At 47.0% G+C, this 22084-nt stretch carries 22 protein-coding genes and 2 pseudogenes; 17 read left to right on the top strand and 7 right to left on the bottom strand.

The window, feature by feature from the left end; translation table 11 throughout:
• Both ACJHYR_RS20235 and ACJHYR_RS20230 read left to right on the top strand, forming a co-directional pair.
• Positions 1-199: hypothetical protein (locus ACJHYR_RS20235; RefSeq protein ID WP_252713230.1), on the top strand; the 199-nt coding region annotated here is incomplete at its 5' end.
• Positions 106-402 (top strand): annotated as a pseudogene (locus ACJHYR_RS20230) (HNH endonuclease); the annotation flags it as partial. The gene ACJHYR_RS20235 and the pseudogene ACJHYR_RS20230, both read left to right, overlap by 94 nt.
• 7 nt (positions 403-409) lie before the next feature.
• Here ACJHYR_RS20230 and ACJHYR_RS20225 read toward each other — a convergent pair.
• The 3 genes and pseudogenes from ACJHYR_RS20225 to nanC all read right to left on the bottom strand — a co-directional run bounded on the left by ACJHYR_RS20225 (position 410) and on the right by nanC (position 3297).
• Positions 410-1390, bottom strand: a pseudogene (locus ACJHYR_RS20225) (sialate O-acetylesterase).
• Between the two features lie 64 nt (positions 1391-1454).
• Positions 1455-2561 (bottom strand): N-acetylneuraminate epimerase, encoded by a 1107-nt coding sequence (gene nanM, locus ACJHYR_RS20220; protein ID WP_059328231.1) that lies wholly within the window; start codon positions 2559-2561, stop codon positions 1455-1457.
• Positions 2562-2580: 19 nt separating this feature from the next.
• Entirely contained in the window at positions 2581-3297 is a 717-nt protein-coding gene (gene nanC, locus ACJHYR_RS20215; protein WP_001587747.1) for an N-acetylneuraminic acid outer membrane channel NanC, read from the bottom strand.
• 1451 nt (positions 3298-4748) lie between these two features.
• Here nanC and fimB point away from each other — a divergent pair.
• The 9 genes from fimB (at position 4749) to fimH (ending at position 13501) form a co-directional block, all read left to right on the top strand.
• A complete protein-coding gene (gene fimB / locus ACJHYR_RS20210) occupies positions 4749-5351 on the top strand; it encodes a type 1 fimbria switch DNA invertase FimB (protein WP_000790583.1) in 603 nt (200 codons plus the stop codon).
• A 477-nt stretch (positions 5352-5828) separates the two neighbouring features.
• Positions 5829-6425: a type 1 fimbria switch DNA invertase FimE gene (gene fimE, locus ACJHYR_RS20205; protein ID WP_000044711.1), complete on the top strand. Its 597-nt coding sequence runs from the start codon at positions 5829-5831 to the stop codon at positions 6423-6425.
• Positions 6426-6905: 480 nt separating this feature from the next.
• Complete coding sequence (gene fimA / locus ACJHYR_RS20200) at positions 6906-7454, top strand: type 1 fimbrial major subunit FimA (protein WP_000695566.1); 549 nt, start codon at positions 6906-6908, stop codon at positions 7452-7454.
• Positions 7455-7518: 64 nt separating this feature from the next.
• The gene (locus ACJHYR_RS20195; RefSeq protein ID WP_000824114.1) at positions 7519-8058 is read left to right on the top strand and encodes a fimbrial protein; all 540 of its coding nucleotides are present in this window, start codon (positions 7519-7521) and stop codon (positions 8056-8058) included.
• A gap of 36 nt (positions 8059-8094) precedes the next feature.
• Complete coding sequence (gene fimC, locus ACJHYR_RS20190; RefSeq protein WP_000066560.1) at positions 8095-8820, top strand: type 1 fimbria chaperone FimC; 726 nt, start codon at positions 8095-8097, stop codon at positions 8818-8820.
• A gap of 66 nt (positions 8821-8886) precedes the next feature.
• Positions 8887-11523: a fimbrial usher FimD gene (gene fimD / locus ACJHYR_RS20185; protein ID WP_000120960.1), complete on the top strand. Its 2637-nt coding sequence runs from the start codon at positions 8887-8889 to the stop codon at positions 11521-11523.
• A gap of 9 nt (positions 11524-11532) precedes the next feature.
• Complete coding sequence (gene fimF / locus ACJHYR_RS20180) at positions 11533-12063, top strand: type 1 fimbria minor subunit FimF (RefSeq protein ID WP_001244823.1); 531 nt, start codon at positions 11533-11535, stop codon at positions 12061-12063.
• 72 nt (positions 12064-12135) lie between these two features.
• Positions 12136-12579: a fimbrial protein gene (locus tag ACJHYR_RS20175; RefSeq protein ID WP_077897989.1), complete on the top strand. Its 444-nt coding sequence runs from the start codon at positions 12136-12138 to the stop codon at positions 12577-12579.
• Positions 12580-12598: 19 nt separating this feature from the next.
• The gene (gene fimH, locus ACJHYR_RS20170) at positions 12599-13501 is read left to right on the top strand and encodes a type 1 fimbria D-mannose specific adhesin FimH (protein WP_000832227.1); all 903 of its coding nucleotides are present in this window, start codon (positions 12599-12601) and stop codon (positions 13499-13501) included.
• A gap of 5 nt (positions 13502-13506) precedes the next feature.
• On the opposite strand, the gene ACJHYR_RS20165 is transcribed toward fimH, so the two are convergent.
• Positions 13507-13665 carry a hypothetical protein gene (locus tag ACJHYR_RS20165; RefSeq protein WP_172832630.1) on the bottom strand — a complete coding sequence of 53 codons (159 nt, stop codon included), beginning with the start codon at positions 13663-13665 and terminating at the stop codon, positions 13507-13509.
• Positions 13666-13685: 20 nt separating this feature from the next.
• The gene (gene gntP / locus ACJHYR_RS20160) at positions 13686-15029 is read right to left on the bottom strand and encodes a gluconate permease GntP (protein ID WP_000558251.1); all 1344 of its coding nucleotides are present in this window, start codon (positions 15027-15029) and stop codon (positions 13686-13688) included.
• Between the two features lie 339 nt (positions 15030-15368).
• Between gntP and uxuA the strand changes: the two genes are divergently transcribed.
• The 3 genes from uxuA (at position 15369) to uxuR (ending at position 19082) form a co-directional block, all read left to right on the top strand.
• Positions 15369-16553 carry a mannonate dehydratase gene (uxuA, locus tag ACJHYR_RS20155; protein ID WP_000438582.1) on the top strand — a complete coding sequence of 395 codons (1185 nt, stop codon included), beginning with the start codon at positions 15369-15371 and terminating at the stop codon, positions 16551-16553.
• An 80-nt stretch (positions 16554-16633) separates the two neighbouring features.
• On the top strand, positions 16634-18094 hold the full coding sequence (locus ACJHYR_RS20150; RefSeq protein WP_059328232.1) for a fructuronate reductase: 1461 nt from the start codon (positions 16634-16636) through the stop codon (positions 18092-18094).
• Positions 18095-18308: 214 nt separating this feature from the next.
• Positions 18309-19082 (top strand): Uxu operon transcriptional regulator, encoded by a 774-nt coding sequence (uxuR, locus tag ACJHYR_RS20145; protein ID WP_000833686.1) that lies wholly within the window; start codon positions 18309-18311, stop codon positions 19080-19082.
• Positions 19083-19222: 140 nt separating this feature from the next.
• Here uxuR and ACJHYR_RS20140 read toward each other — a convergent pair whose 3' ends face one another.
• Positions 19223-20053 (bottom strand): DUF2686 family protein, encoded by an 831-nt coding sequence (locus tag ACJHYR_RS20140; protein WP_059328246.1) that lies wholly within the window; start codon positions 20051-20053, stop codon positions 19223-19225.
• A 332-nt stretch (positions 20054-20385) separates the two neighbouring features.
• Between ACJHYR_RS20140 and ytiD the strand changes: the two genes are divergently transcribed.
• The 3 genes from ytiD to iraD all read left to right on the top strand — a co-directional run bounded on the left by ytiD (position 20386) and on the right by iraD (position 21117).
• A complete protein-coding gene (ytiD, locus tag ACJHYR_RS20135; RefSeq protein WP_001329085.1) occupies positions 20386-20529 on the top strand; it encodes a protein YtiD in 144 nt (47 codons plus the stop codon).
• A 115-nt stretch (positions 20530-20644) separates the two neighbouring features.
• The gene (idlP, locus tag ACJHYR_RS20130) at positions 20645-20728 is read left to right on the top strand and encodes an iraD leader peptide IdlP (RefSeq protein ID WP_120795393.1); all 84 of its coding nucleotides are present in this window, start codon (positions 20645-20647) and stop codon (positions 20726-20728) included.
• Complete coding sequence (gene iraD / locus ACJHYR_RS20125; protein WP_000986212.1) at positions 20725-21117, top strand: anti-adapter protein IraD; 393 nt, start codon at positions 20725-20727, stop codon at positions 21115-21117. The genes idlP and iraD overlap by 4 nt, the downstream gene beginning before the upstream one ends.
• On the opposite strand, the gene hypT is transcribed toward iraD, so the two are convergent.
• Positions 21110-22021 (bottom strand): hypochlorite stress DNA-binding transcriptional regulator HypT, encoded by a 912-nt coding sequence (gene hypT, locus ACJHYR_RS20120; RefSeq protein WP_000340760.1) that lies wholly within the window; start codon positions 22019-22021, stop codon positions 21110-21112. The two genes, iraD and hypT, sit on opposite strands and share 8 nt — an antisense overlap.
• Positions 22022-22084 lie beyond the last annotated feature (63 nt).

Below are 22084 nucleotides of genomic sequence, written 5' to 3'. Positions count from 1 at the left end.
GAATTCAGGGGTGAAAGTACGTTTGGTTTTCTTGTTCATTAAGTCACCTGTTTTGTGTTGTGGTGAGGATATCACCTTTAATCAGGTGGCCAAATTTACTGTGCCACTACAAACCGCTATGAACGCGATAAAAAGGCCCGAGATAAAGTGGTCGAACATCATGGATGCCAGTGCAACGTATGCGGCGTTGATCTGGTGAAGATCTATGGCGATATCGCAGAAGGCTTTATCCATGTGCATCACCTGGTGCCGCTTTCAGCCATTAAAGAGGATTACCAGCTGGATCCAGTTAATGATTTGCTTCCTGTGTGCCCTAATTGCCATGCGATGTTGCACCGACGCAAACCACCGTTTTCGCCGGAGCAGTTAAAAGCGTTGATGGATGCAAATAAATCAAATTAATGAACGCTCACCTTTCGCGCCAAAACTGCAAAATTGCTTCTACAAACCTGTCAGAAATAATCCCCCGACGGGCTGCCGCGCTGAAATGACTGCTTCGCAGTGCCGTCGTCCAGTTCTCCGGTGACCGGTACGCTGAACCGTAATATCCCGTGCTTAAATCGTCTGGATCTTCATCAGGCGCGTTCGTCAGTCCTCTTGCACCTTGTTGCTGGAAGTCGACGAAAATAATATTGGCTAAAACATTATTTTGATAATTGCCATAAATAACTTCATACGCATGAGGGAAATTTTCTTTCCAGTATCAGGTGGTATCGCCACAAAACCACGGCGCGTCAGTAATTTTATTAAGCTGAGAATGGTATTGTTTTAGATCCCTACGAAAGGCTTCAACCATATGATTAAAGTGTTGAGGGTGTGACGCGTAGTCACTGGTCATTAAGTCAAATTCGCCTTGCATCCAGCATACGCCGAGGAATTTGTTCTGCGGATTTTTTGCCAGTGCGGCTCGCGTTCTGCTGACTAAATCCTGGTATAGCGGAGTATCCGTTCCCCAACGACAAGCATCATGGCTGGCTCCGTGCCGTTCTGAATATGTCCCTTCGCTGCCCGCGGTAAAAGCCGATCCGCCACGGCAACACGGAACGATGAGAACCCCTGCATTATCAGGAATAGAGGGCAGTAATTTCCGTGCAATATGCAGTGCCTGGCCAACGGTGCCGTACTGTGTTTGATGATTCGTTGCCAGAGGATGTTGATAACCCTGCATATCCTGAACATCGTGTGGGCAGTGAGTCAGTGGAATAATGTCGTTAAAGTGACATGACGGGCCTCCGGGATGCGTATGCGCAAATCTCGCTAATTGTTTAATTCTGGGATGAGGCGCATCTTCCCTGTCCGGTAATGGCAGTCCTTCGCCATACGCCATGGCATTAGACTGACCAGCAACGGTAAGAACATAGTAATAATCGGGCGATATTATTGCGTTCATATAATTTTCGCGTAATACAAATGACAAATTGATAGCAGGGCCCCTTTACCGGGGCCCTGAAGCGTTAGTTTTGTACTGTGACTTTATTATCCTTCACAGAAATTAAAACTGAATCCGTCACCGCTTTGCCGCCTGCAGTTTCACCGCCAATAATTAATAAACTATTATTCCAGGGCAATGATACTCCGTAGGCCCGACCTCGCGATAATTCACCAGATTTATCCCATTTTCCGTTATGCCAAAGATGAATATCAGCGCTATATGATTTTTTCAGGCCTTCATGCGCATAGTTCTTACCGTTTTGGTAATTTTCCCGTGAACCTTTGAATCCGGCCCCTCCGGCAAATATCAGTGAGTCATTGCTCATGCCTGCAAAACCGCCAGCGACGCCATCTGGTGATGCGACGGGAGCAAGCTTATTCCATTTTAAATTATTACCGGTGAAATCAAGTTCAAATACGGCATCCGTTCGCAATCCTGGTTTGGCTTCGCCATTAATAAGCCAGGTTTTATCACCTTTACTCACAACCGCCGCACCAGCCGTCCCGTACCAGGGAGATTCGCCAGCGTAACTCCATTGCTGTGTTGAGGGATCAAAAGACAACAGAAACTTATTGAAGAAATAATCTTCTGCTTTTTTGTCAAAATAGTGGGCGTTGATTTTATCTATAGCGGTTGAATCTTTTCCAGCCTCGTTGAGATCTTCAAAATAGCCATTGAAGATATTCTGGTTAACACCGCCAGTAACATAAGCCTTGCCGTTGTGTACAAAAGTCACATGGCCCGCCATGCCCATCGGCGCGTGCGACATCAATTTAACCCAGCTATTGGTTTTGGGGTTGTATTTGTGTACGTCATTAAATACCTGAGTCAAGCCCTCGCTGTTTTTGCCAATGCCGCCAAACACATACAGATTGCCATCAATAAATGCAGAGGTTGCTTGATCTCTCGGTCCACCAGGGAATGCAGCTAACGCTGTCCATTTTTTATCTTTGGCCTGTGTATCCAGCTTGTACCATGCTGTACCTGCGCTACCTAAACCAATGTAGACAGTGTCGTTATCAATTGCTCCGGTACCACTTTTAAATGGCACAGGAGTTTCCGGTAATACAGACGCGTTTGCGGCAAATGAAGCCATCATGATAGCAAGCGCCATTATTGTTTTATTCATTGTGACTGTCTCCTGTCTACTACAGTTTAAATGACACACCAATGCGATAACTGTTTTCCGATAAATTATCTCTGCCGTTGTAAACACCCTGACGGTCAAGGTAGTCATATTCTATGTATGGCGTAATATCGGGCGTCATATGGTATTGTAGAACAAATGCATTTTCCGTCGCCCATTTCTTGCGGTTTGCATAGCGATAATCGTTCTGTTTGCTGTATAGCGTCGTTTGCCATGCGAAGGTGAAATCACTATTAATATGGTAAGTGACATATCCATCCCAACGATGAACGTTATCACGAGACATATCACCGGATAAGTCTTGTTGTCGGTAAGCTTTCCAGTCGTAACGATAACGAATGCCAAAATTAAGATCTTTTGTCGCGTCCCAGGACAGTTTTACGTAGGGTCCGTAGCGTGTGCCGTTGCTGCTAAAATGCGTTAACATTCCCGGGCGCACCGTCCATTGATCATCAAGTTTAATCGCGTAATTAACTTCAACCTGAACATCATTGAGTGCGGCATTTTCCTTTTTATTATCATGAATGGTATTCCAGGTATTACTTTCCATGCTTGCCCACCATCCATTTTGCCATCCCTCACTGACTTTGAGTCGAGTCTCATAGGCATGGCTTCCGCTACGATATCCACCTCGTACGTCCAGTGTCGCAGCCTGAGAAATTAATGGTGACGAAAAGCACAGTAATAATACGCCAGAAAGTATTTTAGCCTTTTTCATAAATTTCACTCATTTGTAGGATACAGAAAGCAATACAAAGCCCGCATAAACAATTAGCATTTATGTTGTGTAATATTTTTTGCCAGGCTTATAGTGTCTTTGGCAACGGGTAGCTTATTTTATATTTTTTGTATAAGGTCTCCTGTGAAAATTCTCTTTCCACATTATTTAAATAAACAGAGAACCAGATTAAATACCTGAGTATAAAATCTCTTCTGATGTTTAATTGATTTGAATGTTCGTAAGCTATATCACTTACTCAATCCATTTTACCCAGAGTCATAAAATAGAGTGTCTGTTGATCTCATTTTCATATTCCTTTCAGACTGAAGTGCGTTTTCATCACCCGATGAGAAAGAACTGAAGTGATGTTTGCCATAGATTGCGAGATGCCCTGTCTCATTGACTATCGTGGTGCACCTTTATACCTATTATACCAGATCAAAAATCACGCAATCCATACAACAAAACCAGATTTGCAATTCGTGTCACAAAATATGTCGATCTTTTTCTAAGAGGCAGATGCCATGTGAAGCCAGACGAACACTTGCGATGGTCTTCAAAAACTAAAGATTTTATTTTAACTATCTGTTTTATAAATAATTTACTTAGAATCTAAACAAAGAAAGCTTTGCAAGCTAACTCAGTGAGCGTGGTGAAAACAAGTGTTTACCCGCCATCAGGCTGATCATAATTCTCACCATGAAATATGTTTCCTGATTTGTGGCTTGTAACTGGTCGCTTCTGAAGTCGATCTGGAGAGGCTTGTTGATGTTGGTGTTTTCAGGATGATGTTTCACTTAGTTTGTTTGCCGTATCGCCCGGCGAATAGCTGTGATTGAGGAAGGTTTAAGTCGCAGTGACCAAAGCCATATTTACCCACGAATGTAGATGAAAAAGCGTCTCCTGCGTTCCCCCATATCTCCAGGATAAAAAGGAATGTAACAATCTCATGGCGTAAGCTGACGAACCAGGCAGGAATAATCGCTAGGGACCTAAGCATTAGTATGATAATAGCCACTAAGAAATTACTGTGTTCCATGAAATAGCCATTTTGTGGCAAATGGAGTTGACTAATAATGTCATATGTGAGACGGCTAGTTGAACGAATATTAAATTTTGCTGATTTTTTTATGTTGATTTTACTTGTTACAGAACATATCACATGATATATAGATAAGATTAGTTGCATTAATGATGAGGGTTATTATTAGATTCGTATCAGATTGATAAATATATAAAGGTACATAGCATGCAAGAGCATGGCGTTTGTATGGCAAAGTTATTATAAGTAACTATCGCTACTCCATTTAAGTTCGCTCAGAAGAACTGGTCCACTTACGTTAGTTATTAAGCAAACGTTCGCTTTTATAAACATAATCAGGATTAAAATGTTGGATTATTGCTAACCCAGCACAGCTAGTGCGCGTCTGTAATTATAAGGGAAAACGATGAAGAATAAGGCTGATAACAAAAAAAGGAACTTCCTTACCCATAGTGAAATCGAGTCACTCCTTAAAGCAGCAAATACCGGGCCTCATGCAGCACGTAATTATTGTCTGACTTTGCTTTGTTTTATTCATGGTTTCCGGGCGAGTGAAATTTGTCGATTGAGGATTTCGGATATTGATCTTAAGGCAAAGTGTATATATATCCATCGATTAAAAAAAGGCTTTTCAACAACGCACCCGCTATTGAACAAAGAAGTTCAGGCTTTAAAAAACTGGTTGAGTATCCGTACTTCGTATCCGCATGCTGAGAGCGAGTGGGTATTTTTATCACGTAAGGGGAATCCGCTTTCTCGGCAACAGTTTTACCATATTATCTCGACTTCTGGTGGTAATGCCGGGTTATCACTGGAGATTCATCCGCACATGTTACGCCATTCGTGTGGTTTTGCTTTGGCGAATATGGGAATAGATACGCGACTTATCCAGGATTATCTTGGGCATCGCAATATTCGTCATACTGTCTGGTATACCGCCAGTAATGCAGGGCGTTTTTACGGCATCTGGGATAGAGCCAGAGGGAGACAGCGTCACGCTGTTTTATAGAGATGGATGGGATACCAGGGATGGTGTTAAAAAACACATTATTCTTACGATATATCAAAAATGATTAACCATTTATTAATTGATGTTATTGTAAGTGTGATTCTTAATTATCATAATAAACATTAAGTTAACCATATCCATACAAAATACAATGGTTTATGTTCTTCAAAATAAATAAACAAAATCATTCATAAATTTACACATCACTTAAATTCTCCTGTTTCCACACTTTTTTCTTTATTTTTTAAGCAACTGGAAGTTAATCCTCTGCAATCTATTGTTATATTGAATCAAATCAATGAAAATAGATGTTGTCACATCAGTGATATTTTATTTTTGTATGATATTTAATGTAATTGACTGATAGCCACATCACTTCGTGTGTGGTTATCTTTTTATCTATTGGGCTAATTTTGACCGATTGAGGTTTCCTATAGGTATTCATTCAAATATATCTCAGTTAGGAGTACTACTATTGTGAGTAAACGTCGTTATCTTACCGGTAAAGAAGTTCAGGCCATGATGCAGGCGGTTTGTTACGGGGCAACGGGAGCCAGAGATTATTGTCTTATTCTGTTGGCATATCGGCATGGGATGCGTATTAGTGAACTGCTTGATCTGCATTATCAGGATCTTGACCTTAATGAAGGTCGAATAAATATTCGCCGACTGAAGAACGGATTTTCTACCGTTCACCCGTTACGTTTTGATGAGCGTGAAGCCGTGGAACGCTGGACCCAGGAACGTGCTAACTGGAAAGGCGCTGACCGGACCGACGCTATATTTATTTCTCGCCGCGGGAGTCGGCTTTCTCGCCAGCAGGCCTATCGCATTATTCGCGATGCCGGTATTGAAGCTGGAACCGTAACGCAGACTCATCCTCATATGTTAAGGCATGCTTGCGGTTATGAACTGGCGGAGCGTGGTGCAGATACCCGTTTAATTCAGGATTATCTCGGGCATCGAAATATTCGCCATACTGTGCGTTATACCGCCAGTAATGCTGCTCGTTTTGCCGGATTATGGGAAAGAAATAATCTCATAAACGAAAAATTAAAAAGAGAAGAGGTTTAATTTAACTTATTGATAGTAAAGGCAAAAAACAAATAAATACAAGACAATTGGGGCCAAACTGTCCATATCATAAATAAGTTACGTATTTTTTCTCAAGCATAAAAATATTAAAAAACGACAAAAAGCATCTAACTGTTTGATATGTAAATTATTTCTCCTGTAAATTAATTTCACATCACCTCCGCTAAATGTAAAGCTAACGTTTCTGTGGCTCGACGCATCTTCCTCATTCTTCTCTCCAAAAACCACCTCATGCAATATAAAAATCTATAAATAAAGATAACTGCAGAATATCAAGCCAACAAATAAACTGAAAAAGTTTGTGCGCGATGCTTTCCTCTATGAGTCAAAATGGCCCCAAATGTTTCATCTTTTGGGGGAAAACTGTGCAGTGTTGGCAGTCAAACTCGTTGACAAAACAAAGTGTACAGAACGACTGCCCATGTCGATTTAGAAATAGTTTTTTTAAAGGAAAGCAGCATGAAAATTAAAACTCTGGCAATCGTTGTTCTGTCGGCTCTGTCCCTCAGTTCTACAGCGGCTCTGGCCGCTGCCACGACGGTTAATGGTGGGACCGTTCACTTTAAAGGGGAAGTTGTTAACGCCGCTTGCGCAGTTGATGCAGGCTCTGTTGATCAAACCGTTCAGTTAGGACAGGTTCGTACCGCATCGCTGGCACAGGAAGGAGCAACCAGTTCTGCTGTCGGTTTTAACATTCAGCTGAATGATTGCGATACCAATGTTGCATCTAAAGCCGCTGTTGCCTTTTTAGGTACAGCAATTGATGCTACGCGTACTGATGTACTGGCTCTGCAGAGTTCTGCTGCAGGTAGTGCAACAAACGTTGGCGTGCAGATCCTGGACAGAACAGGCAATGCTCTGACGCTGGACGGTGCGACATTTAGTGCACAAACAACCCTGAATAACGGTACCAACACCATTCCGTTCCAGGCGCGTTATTATGCAATCGGCGAGGCAACCCCGGGTGCTGCTAATGCGGATGCGACCTTCAAGGTTCAGTATCAATAACCTACCCAGGTTCAGGGACGTCATTACGGGCAGGGATGCCCACCCTTGTGCGATAAAAATAACGATGAAAAGGAAGAGATTATTTCTATTAGCGTCGTTACTGCCAATGTTTGCTCTGGCCGGAAATAAATGGAATACCACGTTGCCCGGCGGAAATATGCAATTTCAGGGCGTCATTATTGCGGAAACTTGCCGGATTGAAGCCGGTGATAAACAAATGACGGTCAATATGGGGCAAATCAGCAGTAACCGGTTTCATGCGGTAGGGGAAGATAGCGCACCGGTGCCTTTTGTTATTCATTTACGGGAATGTAGCACGGTGGTGAGTGAACGTGTAGGTGTGGCGTTTCACGGTGTCGCGGATGGTAAAAATCCGGATGTGCTTTCCGTGGGAGAGGGGCCAGGGATAGCCACCAATATTGGCGTAGCGTTGTTTGATGATGAAGGCAACCTCGTACCGATTAATCGTCCTCCAGCAAACTGGAAACGGCTTTACTCAGGCTCTACTTCGCTACATTTCATCGCCAAATATCGTGCTACCGGGCGTCGGGTTACTGGCGGCATCGCCAATGCCCAGGCCTGGTTCTCTTTAACCTATCAGTAATTGTTCAGCAGATAATGTGATAACAGGAACAGGACAGTGAGTAATAAAAACGTCAATGTAAGGAAATCGCAGGAAATAACATTCTGCTTGCTGGCAGGTATCCTGATGTTCATGGCAATGATGGTTGCCGGACGCGCTGAAGCGGGAGTGGCCTTAGGTGCGACTCGCGTAATTTATCCGGCAGGGCAAAAACAAGTGCAACTTGCCGTGACAAATAATGATGAAAATAGCACCTATTTAATTCAATCATGGGTGGAAAATGCCGATGGTGTAAAGGATGGTCGTTTTATTGTGACGCCACCTCTGTTTGCGATGAAGGGAAAAAAAGAGAATACCTTACGTATTCTTGATGCAACCAATAACCAATTGCCACAGGATCGGGAAAGTTTATTCTGGATGAACGTTAAAGCGATTCCGTCAATGGATAAATCAAAATTGACTGAGAATACGCTACAGCTCGCAATTATCAGCCGCATTAAACTGTACTATCGCCCGGCTAAATTAGCGTTGCCACCCGATCAGGCCGCAGAAAAATTAAGATTTCGTCGTAGCGCGAATTCTCTGACGCTGATTAACCCGACACCCTATTACCTGACGGTAACAGAGTTGAATGCCGGAACCCGGGTTCTTGAAAATGCATTGGTGCCTCCAATGGGCGAAAGCACGGTTAAATTGCCTTCTGATGCAGGAAGCAATATTACTTACCGAACAATAAATGATTATGGCGCACTTACCCCCAAAATGACGGGCGTAATGGAATAACGCAGGGGGAATTTTTCGCCTGAATAAAAAGAATTGACTGCCGGGTGATTTTAAACCGGAGGAATAATGTCATATCTGAATTTAAGACTTTACCAGCGAAACACACAATGCTTGCATATTCGTAAGCATCGTTTGGCTGGTTTTTTTGTCCGGCTCTTTGTTGCCTGTGCTTTTGCCGCACAGTCACCTTTGTCATCTGCCGAACTCTATTTTAACCCGCGTTTTTTAGCGGATGATCCCCAGGCTGTGGCTGATTTATCGCGTTTTGAGAATGGGCAAGAATTACCGCCAGGGACGTATCGTGTTGATATCTATTTGAATAATGGTTATATGGCAACGCGTGATGTCACATTTAATACGGGCGACAGCGAACAAGGGATTGTTCCCTGCCTGACACGCGCGCAACTTGCCAGTATGGGGCTGAATACGGCTTCTGTCTCCGGTATGAATCTGCTGGCGGATGATGCCTGCGTGCCATTAACCTCAATGATCCATGACGCTACTGCGCAACTGGATGTTGGTCAGCAGCGACTCAACCTGACGATCCCTCAGGCATTTATGAGTAATCGCGCGCGTGGTTATATTCCTCCTGAGTTATGGGATCCCGGTATTAATGCCGGATTGCTCAATTATAATTTCAGCGGAAATAGTGTACAGAATCGGATTGGGGGTAACAGCCATTATGCATATTTAAACCTACAGAGTGGGTTAAATATTGGTGCGTGGCGTTTACGCGACAATACCACCTGGAGTTATAACAGTAGCGACAGTTCATCAGGTAGCAAAAATAAATGGCAGCATATCAATACCTGGCTTGAGCGAGACATAATACCGTTACGTTCCCGGCTGACGCTGGGTGATGGTTATACTCAGGGCGATATTTTCGATGGTATTAACTTTCGCGGCGCACAATTGGCCTCAGATGACAATATGTTACCCGATAGCCAAAGAGGATTTGCCCCGGTGATCCACGGTATTGCTCGTGGTACTGCACAGGTCACTATTAAACAAAATGGGTATGACATTTATAATAGTACGGTGCCGCCGGGGCCTTTTACCATCAACGATATCTATGCCGCAGGTAATAGTGGTGACTTGCAGGTAACGATTAAAGAGGCTGACGGCAGCACGCAGATCTTTACCGTACCCTATTCGTCAGTCCCGCTTTTGCAACGGGAAGGACATACTCGTTATTCCATTACGGCAGGAGAATACCGTAGTGGAAATGCGCAGCAGGAAAAACCCCGCTTTTTCCAGAGTACATTACTCCACGGCCTTCCGGCTGGCTGGACAATATATGGTGGAACGCAACTGGCGGATCGTTATCGTGCTTTTAATTTCGGTATCGGGAAAAACATGGGAGCACTGGGCGCTCTGTCTGTGGATATGACGCAGGCTAATTCCACACTTCCCGATGACAGTCAGCATGACGGACAATCGGTGCGTTTTCTCTATAACAAATCGCTCAATGAGTCAGGCACGAATATTCAGTTAGTGGGTTACCGTTATTCGACCAGCGGATATTTTAATTTCGCTGATACAACATACAGTCGAATGAATGGCTACAACATCGAAACACAGGATGGTGTTATTCAGGTTAAGCCAAAATTTACCGACTATTACAATCTCGCTTATAACAAACGCGGGAAATTACAGCTCACCGTTACTCAGCAACTCGGGCGCACATCAACACTGTATTTGAGTGGTAGCCATCAAACTTATTGGGGTACGAGTAATGTCGATGAGCAATTCCAGGCTGGTTTAAATACTGCGTTCGAAGATATCAACTGGACGCTCAGCTATAGCCTGACGAAAAACGCCTGGCAAAAAGGACGGGATCAGATGTTAGCGCTTAACGTCAATATTCCTTTCAGCCACTGGCTGCGTTCTGATAGTAAATCTCAGTGGCGACATGCCAGTGCCAGCTACAGCATGTCACACGATCTCAACGGTCGGATGACCAATCTGGCTGGTGTATACGGTACGTTGCTGGAAGACAACAACCTCAGCTATAGCGTGCAAACCGGCTATGCCGGGGGAGGCGATGGTAATAGCGGAAGCACAGGCTACGCCACGCTGAATTATCGCGGTGGTTACGGCAATGCCAACATCGGTTACAGCCATAGCGATGATATTAAGCAGCTCTATTACGGAGTCAGCGGTGGGGTATTGGCTCATGCCAATGGCGTAACGCTGGGGCAGCCGTTAAACGATACGGTGGTACTTGTTAAAGCGCCTGGCGCAAAAGATACAAAAGTCGAAAACCAGACAGGAGTGCGTACCGACTGGCGCGGTTATGCCGTGCTGCCTTATGCCACTGAATATCGGGAAAACAGAGTGGCGCTGGATACCAATACCCTGGCTGATAACGTCGATTTAGATAACGCGGTCGCTAACGTTGTTCCCACTCGTGGGGCGATCGTGCGAGCAGAGTTTAAAGCGCGCGTTGGGATAAAACTGCTCATGACGCTAACCCACAATAATAAGCCGCTGCCGTTTGGGGCGATGGTGACATCAGAGAGTAGCCAGAGTAGCGGCATTGTTGCGGATAATGGTCAGGTTTACCTCAGCGGAATGCCTTTAGCGGGAAAAGTTCAGGTGAAATGGGGAGAAGAGGAAAATGCTCACTGTGTCGCCAATTATCAACTGCCACCAGAGAGTCAGCAGCAGTTATTAACCCAGCTATCAGCTGAATGTCGTTAAGGGGGCGTGATGAGAAACAAACCTTTTTATCTTCTGTGCGCTTTTTTGTGGCTGGCGGTAAGTCACGCTTTGGCTGCGGATAGCACGATTACTATCCGCGGCTATGTCAGAGATAACGGCTGTAGTGTGGCCGCTGAATCAACCAATTTTACTGTTGATCTGATGGAAAACGCGGCGAAGCAATTTAACAACATTGGCGCGACGACTCCTGTCGTTCCATTTCGTATTTTGCTGTCACCCTGTGGTAATGCCGTTTCTGCCGTAAAAGTTGGGTTTACCGGCGTTGCAGATAGCCACAATGCCAACCTGCTTGCACTTGAAAATACGGTGTCAGCGGCTGCGGGACTGGGAATACAGCTTCTGAATGAGCAACAAAATCAGATACCCCTTAATGCCCCATCGTCCGCGATTTCGTGGACGACCCTGACGCCGGGTAAACCAAATACGCTGAATTTTTACGCCCGGCTAATGGCGACACAGGTGCCTGTCACTGCGGGGCATATCAATGCCACGGCTACCTTCACTCTTGAATATCAGTAACTGGAGATGCTCATGAAATGGCGCAAACGTGGGTATTTATTGGCGGCAATATTGGCGCTCGCAAGTGCGACGATACAGGCAGCCGATGTCACCATCACGGTGAACGGTAAGGTCGTCGCCAAACCGTGCACGGTTTCCACCACCAATGCAACCGTAGATCTCGGCGATCTTTATTCTTTCAGTCTGATGTCTGCCGGGGCGGCATCGGCCTGGCATGATGTTGCGCTTGAGTTGACTAATTGTCCGGTGGGAACGTCGAGGGTCACCGCCAGCTTCAGCGGGGCAGCCGACAGTACCGGATATTATAAAAACCAGGGGACCGCGCAAAACATCCAGTTAGAGCTACAGGATGACAGTGGCAACACATTGAATACTGGCGCAACCAAAACAGTTCAGGTGGATGATTCCTCACAATCAGCGCACTTCCCGTTACAGGTCAGAGCATTGACGGTAAATGGCGGAGCCACTCAGGGAACCATTCAGGCAGTGATTAGCATCACCTATACCTACAGCTGAAGCCGAAGAGATGATTGTAATGAAACGAGTTATTACCCTGTTTGCTGTACTGCTGATGGGCTGGTCGGTAAATGCCTGGTCATTCGCCTGTAAAACCGCCAATGGCACCGCTATCCCTATTGGCGGTGGCAGCGCCAATGTTTATGTAAACCTTGCGCCCGCCGTGAATGTGGGGCAAAACCTGGTCGTAGATCTTTCGACGCAAATCTTTTGCCATAACGATTACCCGGAAACCATTACAGACTATGTCACACTGCAACGAGGTTCGGCTTATGGCGGCGTGTTATCTAATTTTTCCGGGACCGTAAAATATAGTGGCAGTAGCTATCCATTTCCGACCACCAGTGAAACGCCGCGCGTTGTTTATAATTCGAGAACGGATAAGCCGTGGCCGGTGGCGCTTTATTTGACGCCTGTGAGCAGTGCGGGCGGGGTGGCGATTAAAGCTGGCTCATTAATTGCCGTGCTTATTTTGCGACAGACCAACAACTATAACAGCGATGATTTCCAGTTTGTGTGGAATATTTACGCCAATAATGATGTGGTGGTGCCTACTGGCGGCTGCGATGTTTCTGCTCGTGATGTCACCGTTACTCTGCCGGACTACCCTGGTTCAGTGCCGATTCCTCTTACCGTTTATTGTGCGAAAAGCCAAAACCTGGGGTATTACCTCTCCGGCACAACCGCAGATGCGGGCAACTCGATTTTCACCAATACCGCGTCGTTTTCACCAGCGCAGGGCGTCGGCGTACAGTTGACGCGCAACGGTACGATTATTCCAGCGAATAACACGGTATCGTTAGGAGCAGTAGGGACTTCGGCGGTAAGTCTGGGATTAACGGCAAATTACGCTCGTACCGGAGGGCAGGTGACTGCAGGGAATGTGCAATCGATTATTGGCGTGACTTTTGTTTATCAATAAAAAAATTACAGGGCATTGCTAATGCTGGTACGCAATATTGCCTGATGCGCTACGTTACCTACAAACCCGCACGTTAGCCCTTTGTAGGCCAGATAAGACGCGTCAGCGTCGCATCTGGCATAAACAAAGCGCACTTTGCCGACAATCCGAACAGAGCCTGCCAATGGCAGGCTCTGGTGCTCTTTTACGCTACCATGCTGATAATCAAAACAATAATCAGCCCAACCACGGAGTTGACCAGCTCCAGCAGACCCCAGGTTTTCAACGTGTCTTTTACTGACAGGTCAAAGTAACCTTTGAACAACCAGAATGAGGCATCGTTAATGTGGGTGAGGGTGTTGGAACCCGCAGCCGTTGCCAGTACCAGCAGCGCCGGATTCACGCCAACCAGCTGACCAGTTGCTGGATCAAGGATTGCTGCACTGATAATCCCGGCAGCGGTCATCGCCGAAACGACACCCTGACCCGTCGCCAGACGAATCAGTACGGTGATCAGCCATGCCATGATGTAGGGCGAGATATTGCCGTGGGACATCAACATGCCGATGGTGTCACCAATGCCGGTGTCGATGATGGTCTGCTTCAGCACGCCACCCGCACCGATGATCAGAATCACCATTGCAATGCTCTTCACCGCGCTTTCAAAAGCGTTCATCACCCACTGCATGTCATGACCACGCGCGGTACCAAAGAGTACGAATGCAACCACCATCGCAATAAACATTGCAATCGGCGAGGAACCGATAAAGTTAACCACTTCCCACGCAGGGGTATCTTTTACCAGCCAGATATTGGCGATGGTGGTGGAGATCATAATGATCGCCGGGATCAGCGGCACCAGAATCGAAACGCCGAAAGAGGGCAGATTATTCATATCAACCGGTTGATCCGCTTTCAGGAAAGACGGCGTTGGGCGCTCAAGATTGCCGAGGAACTTCGGCAGGATCAGACCTGCGCAGATGACACTTGGGATCGTCACCAGTACGCCATAGATATAAACCATCCCCATATCCGCGCCATAAGCATTCACCAGCGCCACCGGACCCGGCTGCGGTGGGAACAGTGAATGTGCGGTAGTGGCTGCTGCTACTGCCGGGATCGCCAGTTTCAGGAACGGAATTTTAGCTTCGGCGGCAATCACTATAACCAGCGGCGCTAACATGATAAAGGCCACTTCATAGAACATCGCCAGACCGAAAATCAGGCCGATGATAATCACCGACAGCTGTACATAGCGCAGACCGAGACGCGCCAGCAGCGTATGCGCTATCTGGTGAGCCGCGCCGGAGTCGACCATCAATTTACCGATGACCGCACCGAACACCACGATGATAGCCAGTTCCCCCAGCGTGTTGCCGAAGCCCGCTTTCATGGTGTGCAGCAGCGACATCAAATCCATGCCCGCCAGCATCCCGACGGACAGCGCCGCCACTAGCAAAGCCACCATTGAATTGATTTTGAACTTCAAATTCAGTACCAGCATCAGGCCAATGCCGAATACCACCCAGAGAATGTTAAGCACATGCATAACGTTTTACCTTACCTGGTTGAACCGTTGTTATTTTGGGCGACATGTTATGTAAATTGGTCAACCATTGTTGCGATGAATGTCACATCCTCTGATCAATAACCATCGATTACCCTTTGCTGCAATTTGCAGCAACAACCGTGAGAGTGAAATTCTTGTGATGTGGTTAACCAATTTCAGATTTCGGGTTGACATGTCTTACCAAAAGGTAGAACTTATACGCCATCTCATCCGATGCAACGCCACGGCTGCGGTCTGGTTGTTCATCCGGATACCTAAACAACTCCGGGGTTCCGCGTCTCTTTGCTGTGGAACCCACTATGTGAAAGAGGAAAAATCATGGAACAGACCTGGCGCTGGTACGGCCCAAACGATCCGGTTTCTTTAGCTGATGTCCGTCAGGCGGGCGCAACTGGCGTGGTTACCGCGCTGCACCATATCCCGAACGGCGAAGTATGGTCCGTAGAAGAGATCCTCAAACGCAAGGCGATCGTTGAAGACGCAGGCCTGGTGTGGTCTGTCGTAGAAAGCGTGCCAATTCACGAAGATATCAAAACCCACACTGGCAACTACGAGCAGTGGATCGCTAACTATCAGCAGACCCTGCGCAACCTGGCGCAGTGCGGCATTCGCACCGTGTGCTACAACTTCATGCCGGTGCTCGACTGGACCCGTACTGACCTCGAATACGTGCTGCCGGACGGCTCCAAAGCTCTGCGCTTCGACCAGATCGAATTCGCTGCATTTGAAATGCATATCCTGAAGCGTCCAGGTGCGGAAGCGGATTACACCGAAGAAGAAATTGCTCAGGCCGCTGAACGCTTCGCCACTATGAGCGACGAAGACAAAGCGCGTCTGACCCGTAACATCATTGCCGGTCTGCCGGGCGCGGAAGAAGGCTACACCCTCGACCAGTTCCGTAAGCACCTGGAGCTGTACAAAGATATCGACAAAGCCAAACTGCGCGAAAACTTTGCTGTCTTCCTGAAAGCCATTATTCCGGTTGCCGAAGAAGTTGGCGTGCGTATGGCGGTTCACCCGGACGATCCGCCGCGCCCGATCCTCGGCCTGCCGCGTATCGTTTCCACCATTGAAGATATGCAGTGGATGGTTGATACCGTAAACAGCATGGCGAACGGTTTCACCATGTGCACCGGTTCCTACGGCGTGCGCGCTGACAACGATCTGGTTGATATGATCAAGCAGTTTGGTCCGCGTATTTACTTCACCCATCTGCGCTCCACCATGCGTGAAGATAACCCGAAAACCTTCCACGAAGCGGCGCACCTGAACGGTGACGTTGATATGTACGAAGTGGTGAAAGCGATAGTTGAAGAAGAACACCGTCGTAAAGCGGAAGGCAAAGAAGACCTGATCCCGATGCGTCCGGACCACGGTCATCAGATGCTGGACGACCTGAAGAAGAAAACCAACCCAGGTTACTCCGCAATTGGTCGTCTGAAAGGCCTGGCCGAAGTTCGCGGTGTCGAACTGGCGATCCAGCGCGCTTTCTTTAGCCGTTAATATCCACCGGCATGGCTGCGCGCCGTGCCGGTTCCTTCTTCCTTGCCGTCACTCTCTGAAGACGGATTCTGGAGTTTACGATGACTACTATTGTTGACAGCAATCTGCCGGTTGCCCGCCCGTCATGGGATCATTCTCGTCTGGAATCACGCATTGTGCATCTCGGTTGCGGTGCGTTTCACCGCGCGCACCAGGCGCTGTACACCCATCATCTGCTGGAAAGCACCGACAGCGACTGGGGTATCTGCGAAGTTAACCTGATGCCAGGTAACGACCGCGTGCTGATCGAAAACCTGAAAAAACAGCAACTGCTGTACACCGTGGCGGAAAAAGGCGCAGAAAGCACCGAGCTGAAAATTATCGGTTCGATGAAAGAAGCCCTGCATCCGGAAATCGACGGTTGTGAAGGTATTCTCAACGCGATGGCGCGTCCGCAGACGGCGATTGTCTCCCTGACGGTCACAGAGAAAGGTTATTGCGCCGATGCGGCAAGCGGTCAGCTGGATCTCAATAATCCGCTGATTAAGCACGATCTGGAAAACCCGACTGCGCCGAAGTCCGCGATTGGTTACATCGTCGAAGCCTTGCGTCTGCGTCGTGAAAAAGGGCTGAAAGCGTTTACGGTGATGTCCTGCGACAACGTGCGTGAAAACGGTCATGTGGCGAAGGTCGCGGTTCTGGGGCTGGCTCAGGCGCGTGATCCACAGCTGGCGGCATGGATTGAAGAGAACGTCACCTTCCCGTGCACCATGATTGACCGCATCGTTCCGGCGGCGACGCCAGAAACCTTACAGGAAATTGCTGACCAGCTGGGTGTTTACGACCCGTGCGCCATTGCCTGCGAACCGTTCCGTCAGTGGGTAATTGAAGATAACTTCGTTAATGGTCGTCCGGACTGGGATAAAGTCGGCGCGCAGTTTGTTGCGGATGTTGTGCCGTTCGAAATGATGAAGCTGCGTATGCTGAACGGCAGCCACTCTTTCCTGGCGTACCTCGGTTACCTCGGCGGCTATGAAACTATTGCCGACACCATGACTAATCCGGATTATCGCAAAGCGGCCTTTGCCCTGATGATGCAGGAACAAGCGCCAACGCTGTCGATGCCGGAAGGTACAGACCTGAACGCCTATGCGACGCTGCTGATCGAGCGTTTCAGCAACCCGTCTCTGCGTCACCGTACCTGGCAGATTGCGATGGACGGCAGCCAGAAGTTACCGCAGCGTCTGCTGGATCCGGTGCGTCTGCACCTGCAAAACGGCGGTAGCTGGCGTCATCTGGCGCTGGGCGTGGCTGGCTGGATGCGTTACACCCAGGGCGTGGATGAGCAGGGTAATGCCATTGACGTGGTTGACCCGATGCTGGCGGAGTTCCAGAAGATCAACGCGCAGTATCAGGGCGCAGACCGCGTGAAAGCGCTGCTGGGCCTGAGCGGTATCTTTGCTGATGATCTGCCGCAGAATGCCGACTTTGTTGGCGCGGTGACGACGGCATATCAGCAGCTGTGCGAACGCGGTGCTCGCGAGTGTGTGGCTGCGCTGTAACTAACTGATTACCCTACAGACTTACTGGTCAATCAAACGCATATTTGGTTGACCAGTTTTCGTTTTTTTGCCCACCTGTACGTGCCAACTTCCAGTGCTAATGGTATAGTTTGAGATTAACGGGTGCCGTAAAATTGCCCGTTGTAGGCCGTATAAGGCATTCACGCCGCATCCGGCAAAAATTTGATTAACCGCATCTAACGGACACAACACCATGAAATCTGCCACCTCTGCGCAAAGACCTTACCAGGAAGTCGGGGCGATGATCCGCGATCTGATCATAAAGACGCCGTACAATCCTGGCGAACGGCTGCCGCCGGAGCGTGAAATTGCAGAAATGCTTGATGTCACGCGGACGGTGGTACGTGAAGCGCTGATCATGCTGGAGATCAAAGGGCTGGTGGAAGTGCGTCGGGGTGCCGGTATCTATGTTCTTGATAGCTCAGGCAGCCACAACACAGACAGTCCGGATGCCAACGTCTGCAATGATGCTGGTCCTTTTGAGCTGTTACAGGCGCGTCAGTTACTGGAAAGTAACATCGCGGAATTTGCCGCCCTGCAGGCTACCCGCGAAGATATCGTCAAAATGCGTCAGGCATTGCAACTGGAAGAGCGTGAGCTTGCTTCCAGCGCGCCAGGCAGCAGCGAAAGTGGTGACATGCAGTTCCATCTCGCCATTGCCGAAGCAACGCATAACAGCATGCTGGTGGAGTTATTCCGTCAGTCCTGGCAGTGGCGGGAAAACAATCCGATGTGGATCCAGTTGCACAGCCATCTGGATGACAGCCTGTATCGCAAAGAGTGGTTGGGCGATCACAAACAGATCCTTGCCGCGTTAATCAAAAAAGATGCTCGAGCGGCGAAGCTGGCAATGTGGCAGCATCTGGAAAACGTTAAACAACGTCTGCTGGAATTCTCGAACGTTGACGATATTTATTTTGACGGCTATTTGTTTGATTCATGGCCGCTGGATAAAGTCGACGCCTGACTTATTATGATAAGCGCAAGGGTAAACGTTCCTTGCGCTTTCTTAAATTAAGAAGTCGCAATGAGTATTACTTTCTAAATTACAGGGTATTGTTTAACTATCTGTATAACCTGAATGTTAGCACTCATTCTTCTCAGTGGTTATTTACCAATATAATTCCATTCACCATTTTTTAATTCAAACAGTTCTGGAAGAGATGACGGTTGCAGAGTCATGCGTTTGAGTGGCGCATCTTCATCACCGGGGATAACTTTATATCCCATTTTTGCATGGATCTCCGCGGTACCAGGATAGGCTTCTATACCAATTATTGGGTCATTTCCCATTTCAATATTAGCATTAAGTAATGCGGCAAGGGCGAATCCGGAAGAATTTGCTACCCCTGTTACCGTCATTATCTGATCAATATAGATATCAATCCTTGGCTGCTCATTGGTCCATCTTTTGGCCTGAGAAGCTGGAAGGGTTGAAATATATCCTATTGTGGTTCCGGCATAACCTGGAACATTGCAACCAGTGCCTAATGTTATTTCATGAACTGTATAGTCCTCAACAGGATAGGAAGGACTCTTCATAAATAAATTTAGCCGTAATCCTTCTGCTAACTCTGTGGCAGCATGCGCCTTTTTACATATACCACCATATATTTCGTCTAAAGCTGAGGTGATTCGCAAGTTTCGATAGAGCATACGTCCTGTTGTTGTAATACCATCGGATTCTCTGCATGTTTCTGTCACATAATTAAATGGCCAGGACTCTTTACTAATATCAAGTTTTCTAATTTCGACAACGCTTTTTCCATCGTAATTATGGTTATTGCCACGAGTAAGAGGCAGAAGATAGATATTTTCCGTATCCAGGCGTGCACGTTCATATTTACGTGTTAACTCATTGTCGACTTTTGGATGATGAAGAAAGTGATCATCTGTAATAATTTGACTCTGAAGGGCATTGCTTATTGGCATAGACATAATAGTTACCTTTATGAGTATTTCACTGATGTATAGAAAAAAAGATAAATTTTTCTGTAGTAAAAAGAGAAGTAAACAAATGACATGCATGTTTCTGTTGTAGTGATATCAACTCTACACAGTGATATTAAATGGTGGGAAACACTATAAAGTATCAAAAAACTCTCATTTAAAATTATTTGCATGCAATTTAAAAGCATATCTTATTACTAATTGGAATTTGATGTTGCTATATTGATGTCTATATTAATAATGCCTGTGAATGGTATTTTTGATGTATTTGATATGTTATCAATTTATATTATTTACAAACTAATTGTTTCAAATAATGCATGGCTGATTATGCGGAAATAAATAATTTCCCACCGGAATTAAGTAGCGGCGGTGACAAGTATTTTCATCTACGTAACTATTCGGAATATTCAGAATATACTAGCGGTTTTTTTTTGAGTTTGATGATTTTTATCAAATCATGACTTTTTTCCTGAAAAGTCAGTAGATATTCATAGGCAAGTAAGGTTTTATACTTTGCTGACAGGATTCAGGCCTGTCTCAGACTGACATGGATGTAATGAACAAAAGGGAATGGCTATGGAAAATGAGCATCAATACAGTGGTGCCCGGTGTTCAGGGCAAGCCGCATATGTTGCTAAACGTCAGGAGTGCGCAAAATGATGCGCCAATCACTTCAGGCTGTTTTACCTGAAATTTCAGGCAATAAAACGTCATTGCTGCGTAAATCGGTATGCAGCGATCTCCTCACTCTTTTTAATTCTCCTCATTCGGCATTACCGTCATTACTTGTTTCAGGCATGCCCGAGTGGCAAGTGCATAACCAGAGCGACAAACATCTTCAGAGCTGGTATTGCCGTCAGCTGCGTTCTGCACTGTTATTTCATGAGCCACGGATTGCGGCGTTGCAGGTCAATTTGAAAGAAGCGTACAGCCACACGCTGGCGATCAGCCTTGAGATAATGCTGTACCACGACGATGAACCGCTAACGTTTGATCTGGTCTGGGATAATGGCGGTTGGCGTAGTGCGACGCTGGAGAATGTCAGCTAAGCACAATCTCCAGCTCGCGCAGTTCACGCCAGAAGCGTTCGGCAACTGGATTCATGCGGGTATTCATCCGGTATGCGTAGGCCTGAATCGGGATCACCAGTTCTTCCCGATTCAGTACAACGAGCTGCCCGCTGCGAATTTCTTGTTGGATGGCGTACTCCGGCAGCCAGGCAATCCCACAGCCGTCGAGGGCAACCTGCTTTAAAAGCTCGCTCATCGAAGAGACAAAAAAGGTGCTGAAACTCAACTCACTGTGGCGCGTCAGGGTGCGATTAATCAATCGCCCCATGTAGGAGTTGCGGCTGTAATTCAGTAACGGAAAGTGTGGCTGCGCGAGGTTAAACAGTGCTTCTCCGTGTTCGTCACTGGCGCAGACGGGGAACAATTGAGATTCAAATAAGCGAATGTGGTCAAACGGTGCTTCCAGCAAATCTTCGTCGTGAAAGGAAAAAATACAGTCACTTTGCCCTTCACGCAGTTTATCGACCGCTTCATCGACATCAATAGCTTCAATTGCCCAGGTAAAGAGCGGCGGCATCTGGCTGATAATGGACGGTAACAGACCGAGGGAAAGAGAGTGTGCAGCGGCTATCTTGATTTTACGTTGCGCGTAATCGCTGCCGCCACGCAGCTCTGCCAGGTTGCTTTCTAACTGTTGCAACAGATGGCGGATCTGCGAATGGAAGATTTTCCCTTGTTCCGAGAGTTGCAGCGGCGTCACCTGGCGGTTAAACAATTCAACGCCAATCGCCTGTTCCAGTGCACGGATGCGGCGGCTGAATGCCGGTTGCGAGACGTTGCGACTAACTGCCGCCTGGGAAAAATTGCGGCATTTTTCCAGGGTCAGAAAATCATAAAGCCATTTTGTTTCAATATTATGCAAAACCGCACCACAGTCATCCATTACGTTTTACTCTGTCAGCCGCCCTTGCGGGCATTCTACGTCCATTCGGGCGGCTGACAACCG

Origin of the sequence: Escherichia sp. WS1450, from assembly GCF_046487395.1 — a bacterium.
GTDB classification, from domain to species: domain Bacteria; phylum Pseudomonadota; class Gammaproteobacteria; order Enterobacterales; family Enterobacteriaceae; genus Escherichia; species Escherichia coli.
Note: the sequence above shows the minus strand (reverse complement) of the source record. Positions and strands in the feature narration are given on the sequence as shown.